Source organism: Paenibacillus sp. J31P190 (assembly GCF_059692075.1).
Map to the genome: position 1 here is coordinate 370,054 of NZ_JCAUAS010000001.1, position 15,182 is coordinate 385,235.

The window sequence follows — 15,182 nt, forward strand, 5'->3', positions numbered from 1 at the left end:
TTCCAACGAATACCTTAGCTTTTAACTGCACCCTCTGTGATCCCAGCGATGAATTGTCTGCTCACAATGAGGAAGAAGACAATCAATGGAAGGGTAGCCATAAGAGCTCCAGTCATGACCATGGAATAGTCTGCTGTATGAGCCGATTTTAATTGCTGTAAGGCCAACATTAGTGTGAATTTGGATGTGTCCGTCAATACGATCAAAGGCCACAAGTAATCTTCCCATACACCCATAAACGTCGTAATAGCGAGAAAGGCAAGCGCAGGTCTAAGAATCGGCAAAGCAACATGCCAATAAAGTCCAAACTTATTACAGCCATCGATTCTCGCTGCCTCAAGCAAATCATCATGAATCGCTAGCGCATATTGCCTGATCCAGAAAATTCCGAATGCACTTGCCATGCCCGGGATAATCAAGGCTTTATAGCTTCCCAGCCACCCGAACTCCTTAATGATAATGAATTGCGGAACAAGCAGCATTTGCGCAGGAATCATCATCGTGGCCATCATGGCAAAAAACAGCAATTTAGAACCTGGGAACTTAAACTTAGCAAACGCAAATCCAGTCAATGAATTGAAAAACAGTTGAAGCGTGCAGCTAATCAATGCAATGAAAACCGTGTTGAAGAATGCACGAACAAAATTGCTTTTCTCCAATACATGATGAAAGTTATTCATAAAATTAGTTCCGAACGTTAACTTCGGAGGAAAGGCAAACATCGCACTCGTCTCATTCGTGGACATGACGATAAGCCAGTAAAATGGAAATATAGAGATCGCGACACCGATCATCAAAATCGTATTTACGATTATCTTTTTGGTCAACACTTCAACAGTCATCTTGTATTCTCCTTTTTATCAATCATCCGATCTGTTGAAAAACTTCCAATTGAGGACGGATAATAAGCCGATGATGATGAATAACACCCATGATACCGCAGCTGCATAACCATAATTCTGATAATTAAAACCTTCCCGGAACATATAGAGAACGATCGTATCGGTACCCGGGTATGGCGGTTGATTTCCAGCTAATACTTGAGGTTCCGTGAAAATTTGAAACCCGCCGATTGTTGACATCATCACTGAGAACAAGATGATAGGTCTGAGCATAGGTATCGTAATTTTGGTGAAAGTTTGAAATAAGGTAGCGCCGTCCAGCTCAGCTGCTTCGTATAGATCTTTGGGAATCCTTTGCAAGCCCGATAAATAGATGACGGCGTTATACCCCATATATCTCCATGAAATCATGGCTGCAATAACGACTCTGGCTCCAAATTCAGAATTTAACCATGCGATCTTATGAAGGCCGATTTTTTCCATCAAATAGTTAATTAGCCCGTACTCGTTGCCGAACAAGGACTGAAAGATAATGACGACAGCCACCATAGCTGTTACATTCGGAAGAAAATAGGCAATTCTATAAAAACCTTTGAATCTTACGATGGATAAATTGATGATATAGGCGACAACTAATGCGCACAGAAGCTGCGGGGCGTTCCCCAATATCCAAAGTGCGATATTGTTGACTAACACCTTCCAAAAAGTCGGATCATGGAGCATATAATCAAAATTCTTGAATCCAACATATTTCATTTCCCCAATCCCATCCCATTTATGTACGGCTAAGTACATCGAGAACAAAATGGGAAATACCGAAAAGATCAGGAACAAAAGATAAAATGGAGAAATAAATAGATACAGTGTTCTGCTCTTATAAATTTCTTTAAAAAGACCTCCCATGCTATTCCTCCGCTAATTGGATGCGGCGAGGAAGCCTGCTTCCTCACCTACATCCATTATTTCATTCATTTTCTTACCAAATACGGCTTAGCGTGAAAGCTGCCTTTTAATTTTTTCCTGCGCATCTTTCCAAGCCTTTTCTGGGTCTTTCTTCTGCGTGTCAATTAAACCAATTTCATCGGTCAAAGAAGTACCAACCATATCGTCTCTTGCATCGACAGGTGCGATTTTTACATCTTTTGCCGCGTCGGCGAATATCGGACTCAGATCTTGGTTTGCGAAGAACTCATTTTTATTGACCATATCGGGTTTCGTGTAAACTTCCGGCGTAGACGGATAGTTACCAAATTCCTTATATCCAGCAACCAGATTGTCAGGGCTCGTAAGGAATTTAATAACTTCATAAGCTTCTTTCGGATTTTTCGTCGATTTCAACAATCCGAAGAATGATCCTCCTTGATTACCCACACCACCAGGCGGGTAGGCAATCTGCCATTTCCCCTTCGTGTCAGGAGCTGCGCCTATCAAATCACCAACAGCCCAAGACGCCCCGATGAAAGAAGAAACTTTGCTGTTGTTCGTTGCGGCATTTTTCTCAGCATCACTAACATTTGGATACGTTAACCCCGATTGGTAGGCTTTCACAGCCATATCCCAAGCACCTTTGATATGTGCTTGATCTCCAATATATTTCCCATCTTCCGTAAAATAGCCTTGGCTATTTTGGCCGATGATGTTTCTGAAAACATCCACAATGGATAGTAATTGTGATCCTGTTGCGTCTTTCACTTTCTGCTGAAGATTGAAATAATCGCCCCACGTCTTCACTTGGCTCTTAATAGCTTCCGGCGTGCTCGGCACTCCCGCTTTCTCAAACAAATCTTTGCGGTAGTACATAACAAGAGGAGCGACATCGATCGGCAAGCCGATCAAATATTTATTGTCTGCTGACGCGGCCATTTTCCATTTCCAATCCAAATACTGGGGTTGAATGTCCTTAGCGCCTTGATCGTATAAATTCACGAATTTTTCTTTGTAAGGCAGCATGGAAGTAACCCAGCTATCCATCGCTACGATGTCCGGCCCGCTTCCTCCGCCTGAGATTGTTGTTTTTAATTTGGTTGCGTAATCCCCCCCGGACGGAAGTTTCTGTGCTTGCAAATCAATATTCGGGAATTTTTTCTTAGCGGCTTCAATCGTTGAATCGGATATCGCACCGTTCCAATACCACATCGTTAACGAAACTTTCTGGTTAGAAGCGCTTTCATTTTGATTAGAACTAGTCGAAGTTGGTTTTTGCGTCGAAGTACTCGTATTATTTTGGTCACCACAGGCAGAAACGACAAGAATCAAACTAAGAGCTAGTGGCACACTGGACAATGCTTTAATTTTCATAGTCTTGTTCCTCCGATTAAATGAAATTTGATAATCATATTAGACATTTGTAACTCAAGGCCCATTTCAGCTTTCCCCAAACACATACGACGCCCTCTTATTTCACGTTATCCATTAGCATAAACATTTCTCTAAGAATTATTTCTGGTATCGATTCCAGAATGATGGGCAGTTATGATTTGTTCGCAGGGGCTAACCACCTTCCTGTGTAAGATTACAACAATCTGGTATCGATACCAGATTTGGCGCTAAATATCCAAATTCATTGTATCTGAATAAATAATGCGTTTTCTGGTATCGATACCAGAAAGTTTACTGTGCTTCTGGTTCATAGTATAAATCGATTATCTTCTTTTGACAATGGCATAAATTTACAAAGGGTTAAAATTTTCACTCTATGAATCTCATTCATTCATAAAGTATTGTATTATACAAATATTAAGGTGATCGAGGTGACACAAAATATATGAAAATAGAAGTTAAAACGATACAACTTTCGGATATTGTTCCGCAAATATATCGAGCCGATTATTTTCCGTTTCGTCCGAATGAGCGAATTGGTCCGCGTAAATCGTTCGTGCATTCGTTCGTATACATCTATGAAGGCAAAGGATTAATAACTATTGGTACAACCGTATATTCCTGTGCCAGAGAAGAGCTATTTTACATTCAACCAGGCATGTCTCACTCTTTTCATGCGGATCACCAGCATCCGATGGTTCATGCTTCGGTTTACTTTGATTGGATCAACACGATACCTCGAGTGGGAGATATGTCTTTGTTTCATTTCGGAGACCAGATCTGTGATCCTTCCGAGTGCTCACCTAACGTCGTATTTCAGGATATGCCTGCGATTCCTACCAAAGTGCACGCTCCAAAGCAGATGAGATGGATGGAATTGTACCTTCATGTCATCGAAAATATTGAGCAGACACAACAAGATGCCAAACTTTTCAGAAGGGCTGCCTTTGAGCAATTTGTTTCAGAAATGGCGAACCTTTGGCGAAACCCTGCCCTTAAAAGTGACAGAAGAATGCAATCGATCATGAAGCAAATGAAGGAATTTCCTCAGCATAATATTTCCATAGAACAATGGGCCTCGCAACTTGGGATTAGCACATCTTATTTGCATAAGCTATTTATCCAGGAAATAGGCATGAGCCCTCACTCTTATGCCATTAAATGCAAGCTGGAGAGAGCCAAGAAGATTCTGCGTGAGACCAATCTGCCTATCACTGACATCACGGCAGACCTTGGTTTTGGTTCCATCCACTACTTTTCGAGATTATTTACGCATAATTTTGGTGAGTCACCCTCCGCTTATCGCAAACGTTTAAGGGAGGGATATTAAAAGATTAGGATAGTTTTGTACAAATGTAATACATTCCTTCAAAGACAGCTCATAGCGCTTTTGTTATTCTAAATGTGAGTTTCCATCCAGATTGATGGTTCACACGGAATAACAATACACTTAGAAAGAATGTGAATCTATGAAATCATTTAAATCTATTCGTTACCGCCAAGTCCATCTGGACTTTCATACGTCCGAGCACATTACCGGCGTTGGTAGAAATTTCGATGAAGAACAATTCATCTCTTGTTTGCAAAGTGCTCAAGTAGATACCATCAACGTCTTCGCTATGTGCCATCATGGTTGGAGTTATTTTGACACGAAAGTCGGGAAGCTCCACCCTCATTTGGAAACGAACTTATTGCCGCGCATGTTAGATGCTTGCAGCAAAAATGACATCGAGGCTCCGATCTATATTACCGTAGGATTTAACGAGCTTTCTGCCCGCGAGCACCCTGATTGGGTGGCGATCGCCCCTGAAGGAGATGACCCTTACGGTCCACCGAAATCAGCAGATCCAGAAGCGCCTCGTTCGACCGGATTTGACGGTTGGCATATGCTGTGTTTGAATACACCGTATTTACAGTATCTTCTGGACTACACGAAGGAAGTCATGGAGAGATTCAATCCAGTTGGAATCTTTTACGATATCGTCGGAGAATATCCTTGCGTATGTTCTTACTGCCGCGACAGCCTGAAAGAAATGGGTCTTGATGAAAACAACCCGGATCACCGCAAGCAATTGGCCAAAAAAGTGTACTTGAATTACTTGCAGAAGACTTCCGAATTAATCTGGTCCCTTAATCAGGAAACCAGACTGTATCATAACTGCTGCACGGAAAAAATGGGTGAAAAACAATACTACCCTTACTACTCGCATTACGACATCGAATCGCTGCCGACAGGCGGATGGGGTTATGATTACTTCACCAGCATGGTTCGATACATTCGCAAACAAGACTTCCAGTATCTCGGAATGACAGGGAAATTCCACAAATCGTGGGGAGAATTTGGCGGATTCAAAAATCCAGCCGCATTGAGGTATGAATGCCAGCAAATGTTAGCTTTCGGAGCAAGAATTTGTATTGGGGATCAGCTTCACCCCGATGGACGAATGGACGAAGAAACTTACCGGATTATTGGGGAAGCTTTCGATGGGATTGCGGCCAAAGAACCATGGTGTAAGGATACGACCAGCATAGCCGAAATTGCCATCCTTTCAGCCAATGCACTGACGGATGCCGAAGATAGCCGAACCAGCGATATGGGTGCCTATATGATGCTTGAAGAGGGCCACTATTTGTTCGATATCATTGATGATTCCATGGACTTCTCTGTCTATCGAATTATCGTACTGCCCGACTGTATACGAGTATCTGATGCCTTACAGCGCAAACTTGAAGATTATATAGCTGGCGGCGGAAATCTGATTATGAGCGCAGAAAGCGGGCTTCGGTCGGATCGCCCCGAATTTGCCTTGGATCTAGGCGTGGAGTTCAATGGGAAATCCGAGTGGGATGTGGATTACACCCTTGTTACTGATCAACTAACCGGTTCGCTTGTGAGATCCCCTTTTCTCAATTATGAATCGGGTTATAAAGTTCAGGTCGATAGAGCTGAGGTATTGGCCCAGAGCTACAGGCCTTATTTCAACCGGAGGTACGGGCATTTCTGTTCGCATCTTCACGCTCCGGCCAAAGAAGAAGCGGATTATCCGGCAGTTATTAAACACGGCAATATCATCTATATCGCCCAACCGCTATTTAGGTTGTATCGGAAGCACGGCGTGCAGCTGTATAGGGATTTATTCCTTGCGTGTGTCATACAGTTTATCTCGGCTCCAACGGTAAAAACCGATCTGCCTTCGGCTGGGAAAGTAAATTTGACCCGTCAATCCAATGGGACTGATTACGTGCTGCATTTGCTCTATGCCGTCCCTATCTTGCGGGGAGATACCCAGGTCATCGAAGATGTGCTGACTTTAAAGGATATCTCCGTTCAGATCAAATTGGATGAGAAGGTTAAACAAGTCATGCTGCTGCCTGAGATGACGATGATACCTCATAGGACGGACGATGATGGTTATACTTCTGTTTCTGTTAATCTAACTGGTCACCAGATGGTTCTTTTTGAAACCTAAACAAAAGTAAACGGCTTCACCTTCCTAAAGTGAGAGCGCATGTAAGGTTGATGCAAAGCAAGCTGTGACTAATACTTACATTCGCTGCTCATCTATGTAAAGTTGTATTTTGTACAACAATAGGCAAGCTAATCCGCGTTTCCACGCGAATTGTTGCATAAAATACACAAATTCCAGCCAAAATTAGCTCTATAGCCCCTAAAAAGGCAAAATTGTTGTACAGCATACAACATTCTTAGCATTTCAAAAAGAAATCAAGGAAATTGTTGTACGTTGTACAACAACTTGCCTTTCTAACCATTTCTCCCAAAACCAGTGAGCAAAACGCTAGGAACACATAGTCTCGACCGAATGTTTATGCATTTCTGACTTAGCCTAGCAAAATCGCAAGCTACCATAGGGTTTGCACCTTCCCCCTAACACCAAAAAAGGGGCTGTCCCAAATTCAAACAAAAGAACCTCCAATTCCACACTACTAAAGTGAGAGATGGAGGTTCTTTTTACATATGAATCTGATTCTAAGTGGGGGCTCACAAAATCATAAATTGACTATTGGGACAGCCCCCCTTTCCTATTTTACCTAACTAGACTTAATACTAATGTTATAAACTCAGCCTCGCAGCTGTTCCGATCTATGTATGTTTCGTATCTTTCTCGTCCTTATACGATGAATCGCCATGATACATCCAATGAGTCCGGCGCCGCCAGCGGCAAACCCTGCCAGTACATCGCTTGGATAATGAACGCCAAGATAAATGCGGCTTAACCCGATACATACAACCACAACGATAGTAACAACCGGAATTAACCAGGCAGCTTTCCAAATTCTACGCACATTGACCCACAATAAGTAGCCGATCAATCCATAGAATAAGCTAGACACCATCGCATGTCCACTAGGAAAGCTGAAGCCATTTTCTTCTATTAACCACATTCCAACAGGACGGTCACGCTGAAATAGAGCTTTAAGCAGTTGATTCAACCCCCACGCTGTCAATACACCAATGAGCAGTACAAGAGTCTCCCATTTGTGCTTAAATTTGATCAGTAGGATCAGGGCTACAACTACGAATACAATGAATTCTGTTATCGCTTTTCCCATTGTAGTAAAAAATAAAGCAATCGGTGTTACAGCGTCACTCCTCATTGAACGTACAGTACTACCAATACTCTCATCAAATTCCTTTAACCAGCTAGATGACAAACTTTGAGACAATAGAACGAAACCTATTAACAACACGCAGGCTGCTCCAAATCCCCAGAATAAATCTTTGTACAACGATTTCCCCTGCATAACTTAAGTTCTCCCCCTACTAAACTTCTATGTACGATTTTCCCGGTCGCGTGTCCTTAGTGCCTGTGTCTTTTTCAGAAGCAGCGGTATTAACGCAAAAGCAATGTACATCCCCACTGCGGCATAAAACTTACCCGACCCAATATCTTGCAGTGATGCGCCAAAAACGTTATAAACAACAGCGCCTGGAATTATTCCAATCAGCGTTCCCCACGTATAGTCCCAAAAGCGAATTTTGGACAGTCCTGCCCCATAACTCACGCCATCAAAAGGAAAGAAAGGCATTAGCCGCATATACAGGACGACCATAAAACCTTTTTCCTCGGCCTTTTGATCGAAAGACTGCAGCTTCTTATTTCGCAAAATCCGCTGAAAGCTGCTGCGGCCCCATTTGCGCGTTATATAGAAAGATAGCATCGCCCCGGTGCCAGCCCCAATCATATCATAGATTGTCCCCCAGAAAGCGCCAAACACATAGCCCCCATATAGGGTCAACGGTGTCGCCGGAAATAACACCAATGGACGAAGTGTGTAAACAATAATATATAGCAGCCCACCAAGTGGACCTAAGTCACGCAGCCAATCGGTTAGCCAATCCAGATCCAAGCGCTCCCATACACCAGTCCATTTCAAAACGAGCAGACCAGCGACAGCGATTATAAACCATAACAATAGTAACCAGATCGATTTCGAGCGCGCCATGGCTCCCCTCCTTTACCCTGTATTCTTGAGTTCCATCTTACACAAAGCATGGGCTACATATCAACCATGGGCATGCAAACAAGGATAAACGAACTGAAAAAAAGCCCCACCCGCTGAAGACGAGTGAGACTCCTAAGACCATACGATTATTTATGCCAACCATTGCTTCACTTTCGAAGCAAAATTGTTCAGCATCTCCTGCGAGCCATATTGACCGCTGAAATCTTCAATGCCGAGGTAACCGTCGTAGCCGACCGCTTTTAAGTCATTCAGCAGTTGCTTCCAATTGACGATCCCTTCGCTTAAGGGTGACCACTCGCTTTTCCAAAGCTTGATGCCATCTTGCTCTTCGCCTGTTGGGACCCATCTTGCATTTTTAACATGAACATGCGCTAGATAAGGTCCGAGCAGTTCAAGGCCCATGCGGAAATTCTCGTATCCTTCATGCACCATGTTGCCTGCATCATGCAGAACCCCAATGTAATCTGAATTGAAGTTGGCAACCAAGCGATGTGCCAATCCAGCACTTGGTGTGATCGTATTATGGTGGATTTCAGTTAAGGCTTTAACGCCATACTGCTGAGCAAATTCCTGCACATGATGTAAATAGTCCACAGCCGTTGCATACAAGTCATTATAATTCTTGCTCTTATCATAGCCAGGAACACCAACACGAATGAAGGAAGCTCCTATTTTCTGAGCCGTTTTGAAAACATGCTCGGTCTCTGCAACATTACAGGCGTTTAAGTAAGGGGTGATACTCAAGTTCACTAAGTTATTGTTAACAGCAGCGAGTCGGAAACGTTCCAATTCTTCATCCGAACCATTCGGATCAATGGAACAAAGATTATTTCTCCAGAAAGATGGCTTCTCATTTACCGCGTCAGCAGGAATATCTTTAAAACGCCATTCAATGCCTTCAATCCCGGCAGCAATGGCCGCCTTTGCTAGTTCTTCTGGTGTAAGGTCAGGTGTCGCTACAGTAAACACGGATAATTTCATTTGAATATGCCTCCTAATTTCATTTGGGGCCCCCGCAAAGTATTGTCTAAACTCTTATCGAAGCAATTCGGTGATGTATAACCGCTTTACTTGGTAAGTTTAGACGCCGATCGAACTAAAGCTCGATGCGGACGGAATATACTTCAGAGCAGGTTGATTGTTTATCTATTCTTTATTTTGCAGTATAATAAAAACGTATTCATTGCATTAATTGGGCAAAAGTTTGCTAATATTGACTCCAGCTAAATAGAGGAGAGCCTCACATGCAGGAACTTTACCAGAATCTACATCGCATGATCAATTTCAGACATGCCGTGACCCATGATCCGATTCCATTGGATTTTCACCAACACCAAGACCAATATGAAATTTATTTTTTCCTTACTGGAGATGTTCATTATTTCATCGAAAAACAGGTTTATCCTTTGCAGTATGGGGATCTGCTGATCATGCACAGTAATGAATTGCACAGACCTAATTTCCAATCCAAAAAACAGCGATATGAGAACGTCGTGATCCATTTTAATCCTAGGCTGGTGGAGACGTTTAATTCTCCGCAGTTTAACTTGCTCGATTGCTTCAATAACCGGATATTTGGTGAGCAAAACCGGATGCGGCTGACTCCTCAGCAAATTGATGACATTATGAAGCTTTATGAGCGTATGGAAATGCATAAGCGACCTCAAGCGCTCCCAGGATCGGAAATCCTGTTTGTTTCAGCCTTTATCGAGCTGCTAGTGTTTATCAATCGAATTTTCCAAAACCAAGGCAAACAAGAGGAACAGGTCATGATTCCGGACAAACTCTCCTCTCTATTCACCTATATTGACGAAAATTTAGATCAAGATCTATCGCTCGAGGTACTGGAACACGTCGTATTCATGAATCGTTCTTACCTATGCAGGCTGTTCAAAAAACACACAGGCAGCACCATTCATGAGCATATTTTGTTCAAGCGCATCTCCAAAGCGAAACAGCTGCTGCGCGAGGGCTCTACCGTCACAGATACGTGCCAGCTAGCAGGCTTCAACGACTACTCCAACTTTATCCGTACGTTTAAGAAGGCTGTCGGCCTTCCTCCTCGGCAGTACCAGGCCCAGCAGCGGCGGGTTTGATCGGGAACTGCGGGTTGAACAGACGGCTAGATAACGAATGAAAAAGGTGCATTTGAAAAGGTTGCTAGACAGCAATTGAAGAAGTGCCATTGAAAAGATCGACAAACAGAAATTGATAAAGGTACTTACAGAAATTGGAAAGGTCGCTTAACAGAAAAAGGTTGCCCAAGTCTTCGTGACTTAGGACAACCTTTTTTTGCTGGGACTATGGAGGGAGTAATCAGAACAGGTTGAAATTTCGGTGATTAGGAGATCGCTAATGCCAATGCCAAGTAACTGCATAAAGTGCATCAATTTCTGAGGAATCACTCTATACGTGTTGACTTGCTGCAGAAAGTGCATCTAATTTCCCGATTTTGAGCAAATGACCGCCTGATCGCTGAATTTTGCTGCACATTTTGCAGTTAAATCAAGCATTTAGGAGCATTCGAGCCAAATTTGCTGCACAAAATACATCTACTGACTCGAGGAGATACCTAGTAAATTAGCAGCCATAGTGCGGGGCATCTTAACACTTGAAAGCTAGCTTCCAACAACCCATTACAAAGCAATCTTAAAACTTCGCTAACCAGCTGCCCATTAACCAAGCCATTCCAACTCCGAGAAGCCAGCCACCTAACTACCCAACGCCTTGTCTACCCTACTTCAAGTTTTCCGGATTCAGCTGTAGAAGCTCAGGCAGTACGAAAATACCGTCCTTACGAATCAGCACATCGTCAAACCAAATTTCGCCGCCGCCATATTCCGGACGTTGGATATTCACGATATCCCAGTGCAGGGAGGATTTGTTGCCGTTGTAGGCATCATCGTAGCAATTTCCCGGTGTGAAGTGGAAGCTGCCGTCGATTTTCTCATCGAAAAGCGTATCTTTCATCGGCTCTTGAATGTAAGGATTCACGCCAATCGCGAACTCCCCTACATAACGCGCACCTTCATCCATATCAAAAATTTCATTAATGCGATCTGTATCGTTAGCTGTTGCTTTTATGATTTTACCGTTTTCGAATTCAAGTACGATATTCTCAAAAATGAAGCCGTCATGAGGCGTTGGTGTGTTGTAGGAAATGATACCATTCACCGACTCACGAACGGGTGCAGAGTAAACCTCGCCATCCGGGATGTTGAGCTCCCCATCGCATTTAACGCCGCCGATTCCTTTAATCGAGAACGTTAAATCCGTGCCTGGACCAACGAGGCGCACTTTATCCGTGCGATCCATTAGTTCTTTCAAAGCATCCATAGCTTTGGACATTTTGCCATAATCCATCGTACATACGTTGAAGTAGAACTCCTCGAACTCATCTGTACTCATGCTTGCAAGCTGCGCCATGGAGGATGTCGGGTAACGAAGAACGACCCATCTCGTATCCTTCACGCGGACATCAAAATGAACCTGTTGATAATAAATCGAATTGTACAGCTTCATCCGATCTGCCGGAATATCCGACAGTTCATAAATATTGGCTCCGCCGCGTACACCTATGTAGCCTTGCATTTGTTTCATTTGGAAAGCATCGGCATCTGCCCATGTTTGCATTTGAGCTTCAGTACCGTTCATGATGAGCTGACGCATAATCACATGATCCCTTACATTGACGAAAGGGTGCGCGCCAGCTGCGTGAACCTTTTTCACGATCTCTTTGACAAGAGCAGAATCAATGCCATACGCTTCTATCAAAATATTTTCGCCAGGCTGCGCCTTAACCGAATAATTCACAAGCACATCAGCGAGTTTCGTTAATCTTGGATCCAGCATACTTTATCTCTCCTCTTCTTCTACAACAGGGTCAAAAGACGGCTCATTCGTTTGAAAGCCGACCGTAGTCAAATAGAACCACTCCCCATTTTCTTCCTGCGACGCATCGAGCTCAAAAATAAGAGCGCGAAACTTTCTCAGCCATTCTGCATATTTCTCTTTGCTCATTTTGACTTCGACCTGGGTCATGATAATCGGCCATTGTGTACGATCAGAAGAAGGAATTTGAAACGCCTCTTCGGGGGCATTAATCGCTCTGCGTCTGGCACGTCCAAGTACGCTAAGCGTCCTCTCGCGATAGTAATTCTCTACCTCAGAGACGTATGGCAGCAGTTTTTCACTAGGGACAAAGCCGCGGGCTACTGCACGATAAAACTTTTGCAAAATACCATTCTTCAGTTCCGTACGAACGACCGAAATCAAGCCATGCTTCTCAAGCTCATTCAAATGATAATGCACTTTCGCACGTGCCATTCCCAGCAGTTTGGCCAATTGCTGACCGGTGTAAGCTTTCTCTATTAGATAAAGTAACACCTTAGCGCGAAGTGGATCACTTATCGTTTTCAATTGCTCAAGTTCTTCAATAATATAAACCGGTTGCAGCTTCATATGGACTCGACCTCCCTCTATTGTACCAATCTTGCCCTTAAACATGCGCTCATGGTCAACTCTTAATCTCTTAATGAGATTAATTAAACGACGGTCAAATCTTTTTAACCGTATCATAATGCGAAAAGGATTTCATGTCAATTGCAGTCTCGGCAAGCATGAATGTCCTCATTTCTTACCATTTCAACGCTTTAACGGATTAACGAAGTTAAGCTTTTCTCTATGGTAGCAAAAAGGGACGTTTCTGTCACCCATTAATGGTGGAAACGTCCCTCAATTTATCGATAAATTTGGCTTCCTGCTTCACGGAATTCTTTGGACTTCTCTTCCATGCCGCTGTTTCGCGCGGACTCTTCATCTAACCCCTGTGCGTGTGCGTACTGCCTTATATCCTGCGTAATGCGCATACTGCAAAACTTCGGTCCACACATGGAGCAGAAATGCGCCGTCTTCGCGCCTTCGGCCGGCAGCGTCTCATCGTGGTACTCGATGGCACGTTCCGGATCAAGCGAGAGATTGAACTGGTCGCGCCAGCGGAACTCGAAGCGCGCCTTCGACAACGCGTTGTCGCGAATTTGCGCTCCCGGATGGCCTTTAGCCAGATCGGCGGCGTGCGCAGCGATCTTGTACGTGATAACCCCAACGCGTACGTCCTCTTTATTCGGCAGGCCGAGATGCTCCTTCGGCGTCACATAGCACAGCATCGCCGTGCCGAACCAGCCGATCATCGCAGCTCCAATGGCAGACGTGATATGGTCGTAGCCTGGCGCAATGTCGGTCGTCAGCGGTCCAAGCGTGTAGAATGGCGCTTCTTGGCAAACTTCCAGCTGACGGTCCATATTTTCTTTGACCAGGTGCATCGGCACGTGGCCTGGTCCTTCAACCATGACTTGGACGTCGTGCTTCCAAGCAATTTTCGTCAGCTCGCCAAGTGTTTCCAGTTCGGCGAATTGGGCTTCATCGTTCGCGTCCGCGATCGAACCAGGGCGTAGTCCGTCACCAAGCGAGAAGGCGACGTCGTAAGCTTTCATAATTTCGCAAATATCTTCAAAATGCGTATAGAGAAAGTTCTCTTGGTGGTGAGCTAGGCACCATGCAGCCATGATGGATCCACCGCGGGAGACGATACCCGTTACGCGCTTAGCTGTCATAGGGATGTAACGAAGCAGTACGCCCGCATGGATCGTGAAATAGCTAACACCCTGTTCTGCTTGCTCAATCAGAGTGTCACGGTACACTTCCCAAGTGAGGTCCTCTGCTTTGCCGTTCACTTTTTCGAGTGCTTGATATAGCGGCACCGTTCCAACGGGAACCGGGGAGTTGCGGATGATCCATTCGCGTGTTGTATGTATGTTTTTGCCCGTGGATAAGTCCATAATCGTGTCAGCGCCCCAACGGGTGGCCCACGTCATCTTCTCAACCTCTTCCTCAATAGAAGAAGCGACGGCGGAATTTCCGATATTGGCATTAATTTTCACAAGGAAGTTGCGTCCGATGATCATCGGCTCGCTTTCGGGATGATTAATATTGGAAGGAATGATGGCGCGGCCAATAGCGACCTCTTTACGAACGAATTCAGCATCGAGATTCTCTCGAATCGCAATGTACTCCATTTCCGGTGTCACGATGCCTTGGCGTGCATAATGCATCTGTGTCACATTACAACCTTGCTTAGCTCGGAGCGGTTTGCGATGTAAGCCTGGGAATATTTCAGCGGCACCTCTTGCATCAGGAGATGCAAGGCCATTATCTTCTGGCTTCACTTCACGTCCAACGTAAGATTCAACGTCACCGCGCTCTTTGATCCATGTTAAACGATTAGAGGGAAGACCTTGACGGATATTCGTTTTCAGTTCTGTATCGGTATAAACACCACTTGTGTCATACACCTGCACAGGCTCATTAGCTACTTCCTCTCCGTGTATATTCGTGGAGGTTCCCAAAGAAATTTCCCTCATTGGCACTTGAATATCTGGTCTTGAGCCTTGTACATATACCTTTTTGCTACCTGGAAATGTAGAAATTTGGACGTCTTTCACGGAACTACTATTCGTCGTTGTCATACGAATTCCT

The 15,182-nt window shown here is 44.2% G+C and carries 12 protein-coding genes; 3 read left to right on the plus strand and 9 right to left on the minus strand.

All coding sequences use genetic code 11. From position 1 onward, the window contains the following. Nucleotides 1–14: 14 nt before the first annotated feature. The 3 genes from AC58U0_RS01595 to AC58U0_RS01605 all read right to left on the minus strand — a co-directional run bounded on the left by AC58U0_RS01595 (nucleotide 15) and on the right by AC58U0_RS01605 (nucleotide 3,140). The gene (locus tag AC58U0_RS01595; RefSeq protein WP_497377269.1) at nucleotides 15–842 is read right to left on the minus strand and encodes a carbohydrate ABC transporter permease; all 828 of its coding nucleotides are present in this window, start codon (nucleotides 840–842) and stop codon (nucleotides 15–17) included. An 18-nt stretch (nucleotides 843–860) separates the two neighbouring features. Continuing rightward, nucleotides 861–1,745 (minus strand): carbohydrate ABC transporter permease, encoded by an 885-nt coding sequence (locus tag AC58U0_RS01600; protein WP_497377270.1) that lies wholly within the window; start codon nucleotides 1,743–1,745, stop codon nucleotides 861–863. An 87-nt stretch (nucleotides 1,746–1,832) separates the two neighbouring features. Beyond that, the gene (locus tag AC58U0_RS01605) at nucleotides 1,833–3,140 is read right to left on the minus strand and encodes an ABC transporter substrate-binding protein (RefSeq protein WP_497377272.1); all 1,308 of its coding nucleotides are present in this window, start codon (nucleotides 3,138–3,140) and stop codon (nucleotides 1,833–1,835) included. 466 nt (nucleotides 3,141–3,606) lie between these two features. Here AC58U0_RS01605 and AC58U0_RS01610 point away from each other — a divergent pair, with 466 nt between their 5' ends. Together AC58U0_RS01610 and AC58U0_RS01615 are read left to right on the plus strand one after the other, a co-directional pair. Next, on the plus strand, nucleotides 3,607–4,491 hold the full coding sequence (locus AC58U0_RS01610; protein ID WP_497377273.1) for an AraC family transcriptional regulator: 885 nt from the start codon (nucleotides 3,607–3,609) through the stop codon (nucleotides 4,489–4,491). Between the two features lie 139 nt (nucleotides 4,492–4,630). Further along, nucleotides 4,631–6,631 carry an alpha-amylase family protein gene (locus AC58U0_RS01615; RefSeq protein ID WP_497377275.1) on the plus strand — a complete coding sequence of 667 codons (2,001 nt, stop codon included), beginning with the start codon at nucleotides 4,631–4,633 and terminating at the stop codon, nucleotides 6,629–6,631. A gap of 610 nt (nucleotides 6,632–7,241) precedes the next feature. Here the strand turns inward: AC58U0_RS01615 and AC58U0_RS01620 are convergent. The 3 genes from AC58U0_RS01620 to AC58U0_RS01630 form a co-directional block, all read right to left on the minus strand. Beyond that, nucleotides 7,242–7,925 (minus strand): phosphatase PAP2 family protein, encoded by a 684-nt coding sequence (locus AC58U0_RS01620; protein WP_497377277.1) that lies wholly within the window; start codon nucleotides 7,923–7,925, stop codon nucleotides 7,242–7,244. A 27-nt stretch (nucleotides 7,926–7,952) separates the two neighbouring features. Next, the gene (locus AC58U0_RS01625; protein ID WP_497377279.1) at nucleotides 7,953–8,627 is read right to left on the minus strand and encodes a TVP38/TMEM64 family protein; all 675 of its coding nucleotides are present in this window, start codon (nucleotides 8,625–8,627) and stop codon (nucleotides 7,953–7,955) included. Nucleotides 8,628–8,777: 150 nt separating this feature from the next. Continuing rightward, nucleotides 8,778–9,629, minus strand: a complete 852-nt coding sequence (locus tag AC58U0_RS01630; protein WP_497377281.1) for a sugar phosphate isomerase/epimerase family protein — start codon at nucleotides 9,627–9,629, stop codon at nucleotides 8,778–8,780. 263 nt (nucleotides 9,630–9,892) lie between these two features. Here AC58U0_RS01630 and AC58U0_RS01635 point away from each other — a divergent pair, with 263 nt between their 5' ends. Continuing rightward, the gene (locus tag AC58U0_RS01635; protein ID WP_497377282.1) at nucleotides 9,893–10,744 is read left to right on the plus strand and encodes a helix-turn-helix domain-containing protein; all 852 of its coding nucleotides are present in this window, start codon (nucleotides 9,893–9,895) and stop codon (nucleotides 10,742–10,744) included. Between the two features lie 640 nt (nucleotides 10,745–11,384). On the opposite strand, the gene AC58U0_RS01640 is transcribed toward AC58U0_RS01635, so the two are convergent. The 3 genes from AC58U0_RS01640 to thiC all read right to left on the minus strand — a co-directional run bounded on the left by AC58U0_RS01640 (nucleotide 11,385) and on the right by thiC (nucleotide 15,172). Beyond that, nucleotides 11,385–12,500 carry an aminopeptidase gene (locus tag AC58U0_RS01640; RefSeq protein WP_497377284.1) on the minus strand — a complete coding sequence of 372 codons (1,116 nt, stop codon included), beginning with the start codon at nucleotides 12,498–12,500 and terminating at the stop codon, nucleotides 11,385–11,387. 3 nt (nucleotides 12,501–12,503) lie between these two features. Further along, nucleotides 12,504–13,109 (minus strand): ArsR/SmtB family transcription factor, encoded by a 606-nt coding sequence (locus AC58U0_RS01645; RefSeq protein ID WP_497377286.1) that lies wholly within the window; start codon nucleotides 13,107–13,109, stop codon nucleotides 12,504–12,506. 278 nt (nucleotides 13,110–13,387) lie between these two features. After that, nucleotides 13,388–15,172 carry a phosphomethylpyrimidine synthase ThiC gene (gene thiC, locus AC58U0_RS01650; RefSeq protein ID WP_497377287.1) on the minus strand — a complete coding sequence of 595 codons (1,785 nt, stop codon included), beginning with the start codon at nucleotides 15,170–15,172 and terminating at the stop codon, nucleotides 13,388–13,390. Nucleotides 15,173–15,182: the final 10 nt, after the last annotated feature.

Bases quoted from the DNA above. Each gene is read 5' to 3' on its own strand.
- AC58U0_RS01595 (WP_497377269.1), bottom strand. From the start codon at position 842: ATGACTGTTGAAGTGTTGACCAAAAAGATAATCGTAAATACGATTTTG.
- AC58U0_RS01600 (WP_497377270.1), bottom strand. From the start codon at position 1,745: ATGGGAGGTCTTTTTAAAGAAATTTATAAGAGCAGAACACTGTATCTA.
- AC58U0_RS01605 (WP_497377272.1), bottom strand. From the start codon at position 3,140: ATGAAAATTAAAGCATTGTCCAGTGTGCCACTAGCTCTTAGTTTGATT.
- AC58U0_RS01610 (WP_497377273.1), top strand. From the start codon at position 3,607: ATGAAAATAGAAGTTAAAACGATACAACTTTCGGATATTGTTCCGCAA.
- AC58U0_RS01615 (WP_497377275.1), top strand. From the start codon at position 4,631: ATGAAATCATTTAAATCTATTCGTTACCGCCAAGTCCATCTGGACTTT.
- AC58U0_RS01620 (WP_497377277.1), bottom strand. From the start codon at position 7,925: ATGCAGGGGAAATCGTTGTACAAAGATTTATTCTGGGGATTTGGAGCA.
- AC58U0_RS01625 (WP_497377279.1), bottom strand. From the start codon at position 8,627: ATGGCGCGCTCGAAATCGATCTGGTTACTATTGTTATGGTTTATAATC.
- AC58U0_RS01630 (WP_497377281.1), bottom strand. From the start codon at position 9,629: ATGAAATTATCCGTGTTTACTGTAGCGACACCTGACCTTACACCAGAA.
- AC58U0_RS01635 (WP_497377282.1), top strand. From the start codon at position 9,893: ATGCAGGAACTTTACCAGAATCTACATCGCATGATCAATTTCAGACAT.
- AC58U0_RS01640 (WP_497377284.1), bottom strand. From the start codon at position 12,500: ATGCTGGATCCAAGATTAACGAAACTCGCTGATGTGCTTGTGAATTAT.
- AC58U0_RS01645 (WP_497377286.1), bottom strand. From the start codon at position 13,109: ATGAAGCTGCAACCGGTTTATATTATTGAAGAACTTGAGCAATTGAAA.
- thiC (WP_497377287.1), bottom strand. From the start codon at position 15,172: ATGACAACGACGAATAGTAGTTCCGTGAAAGACGTCCAAATTTCTACA.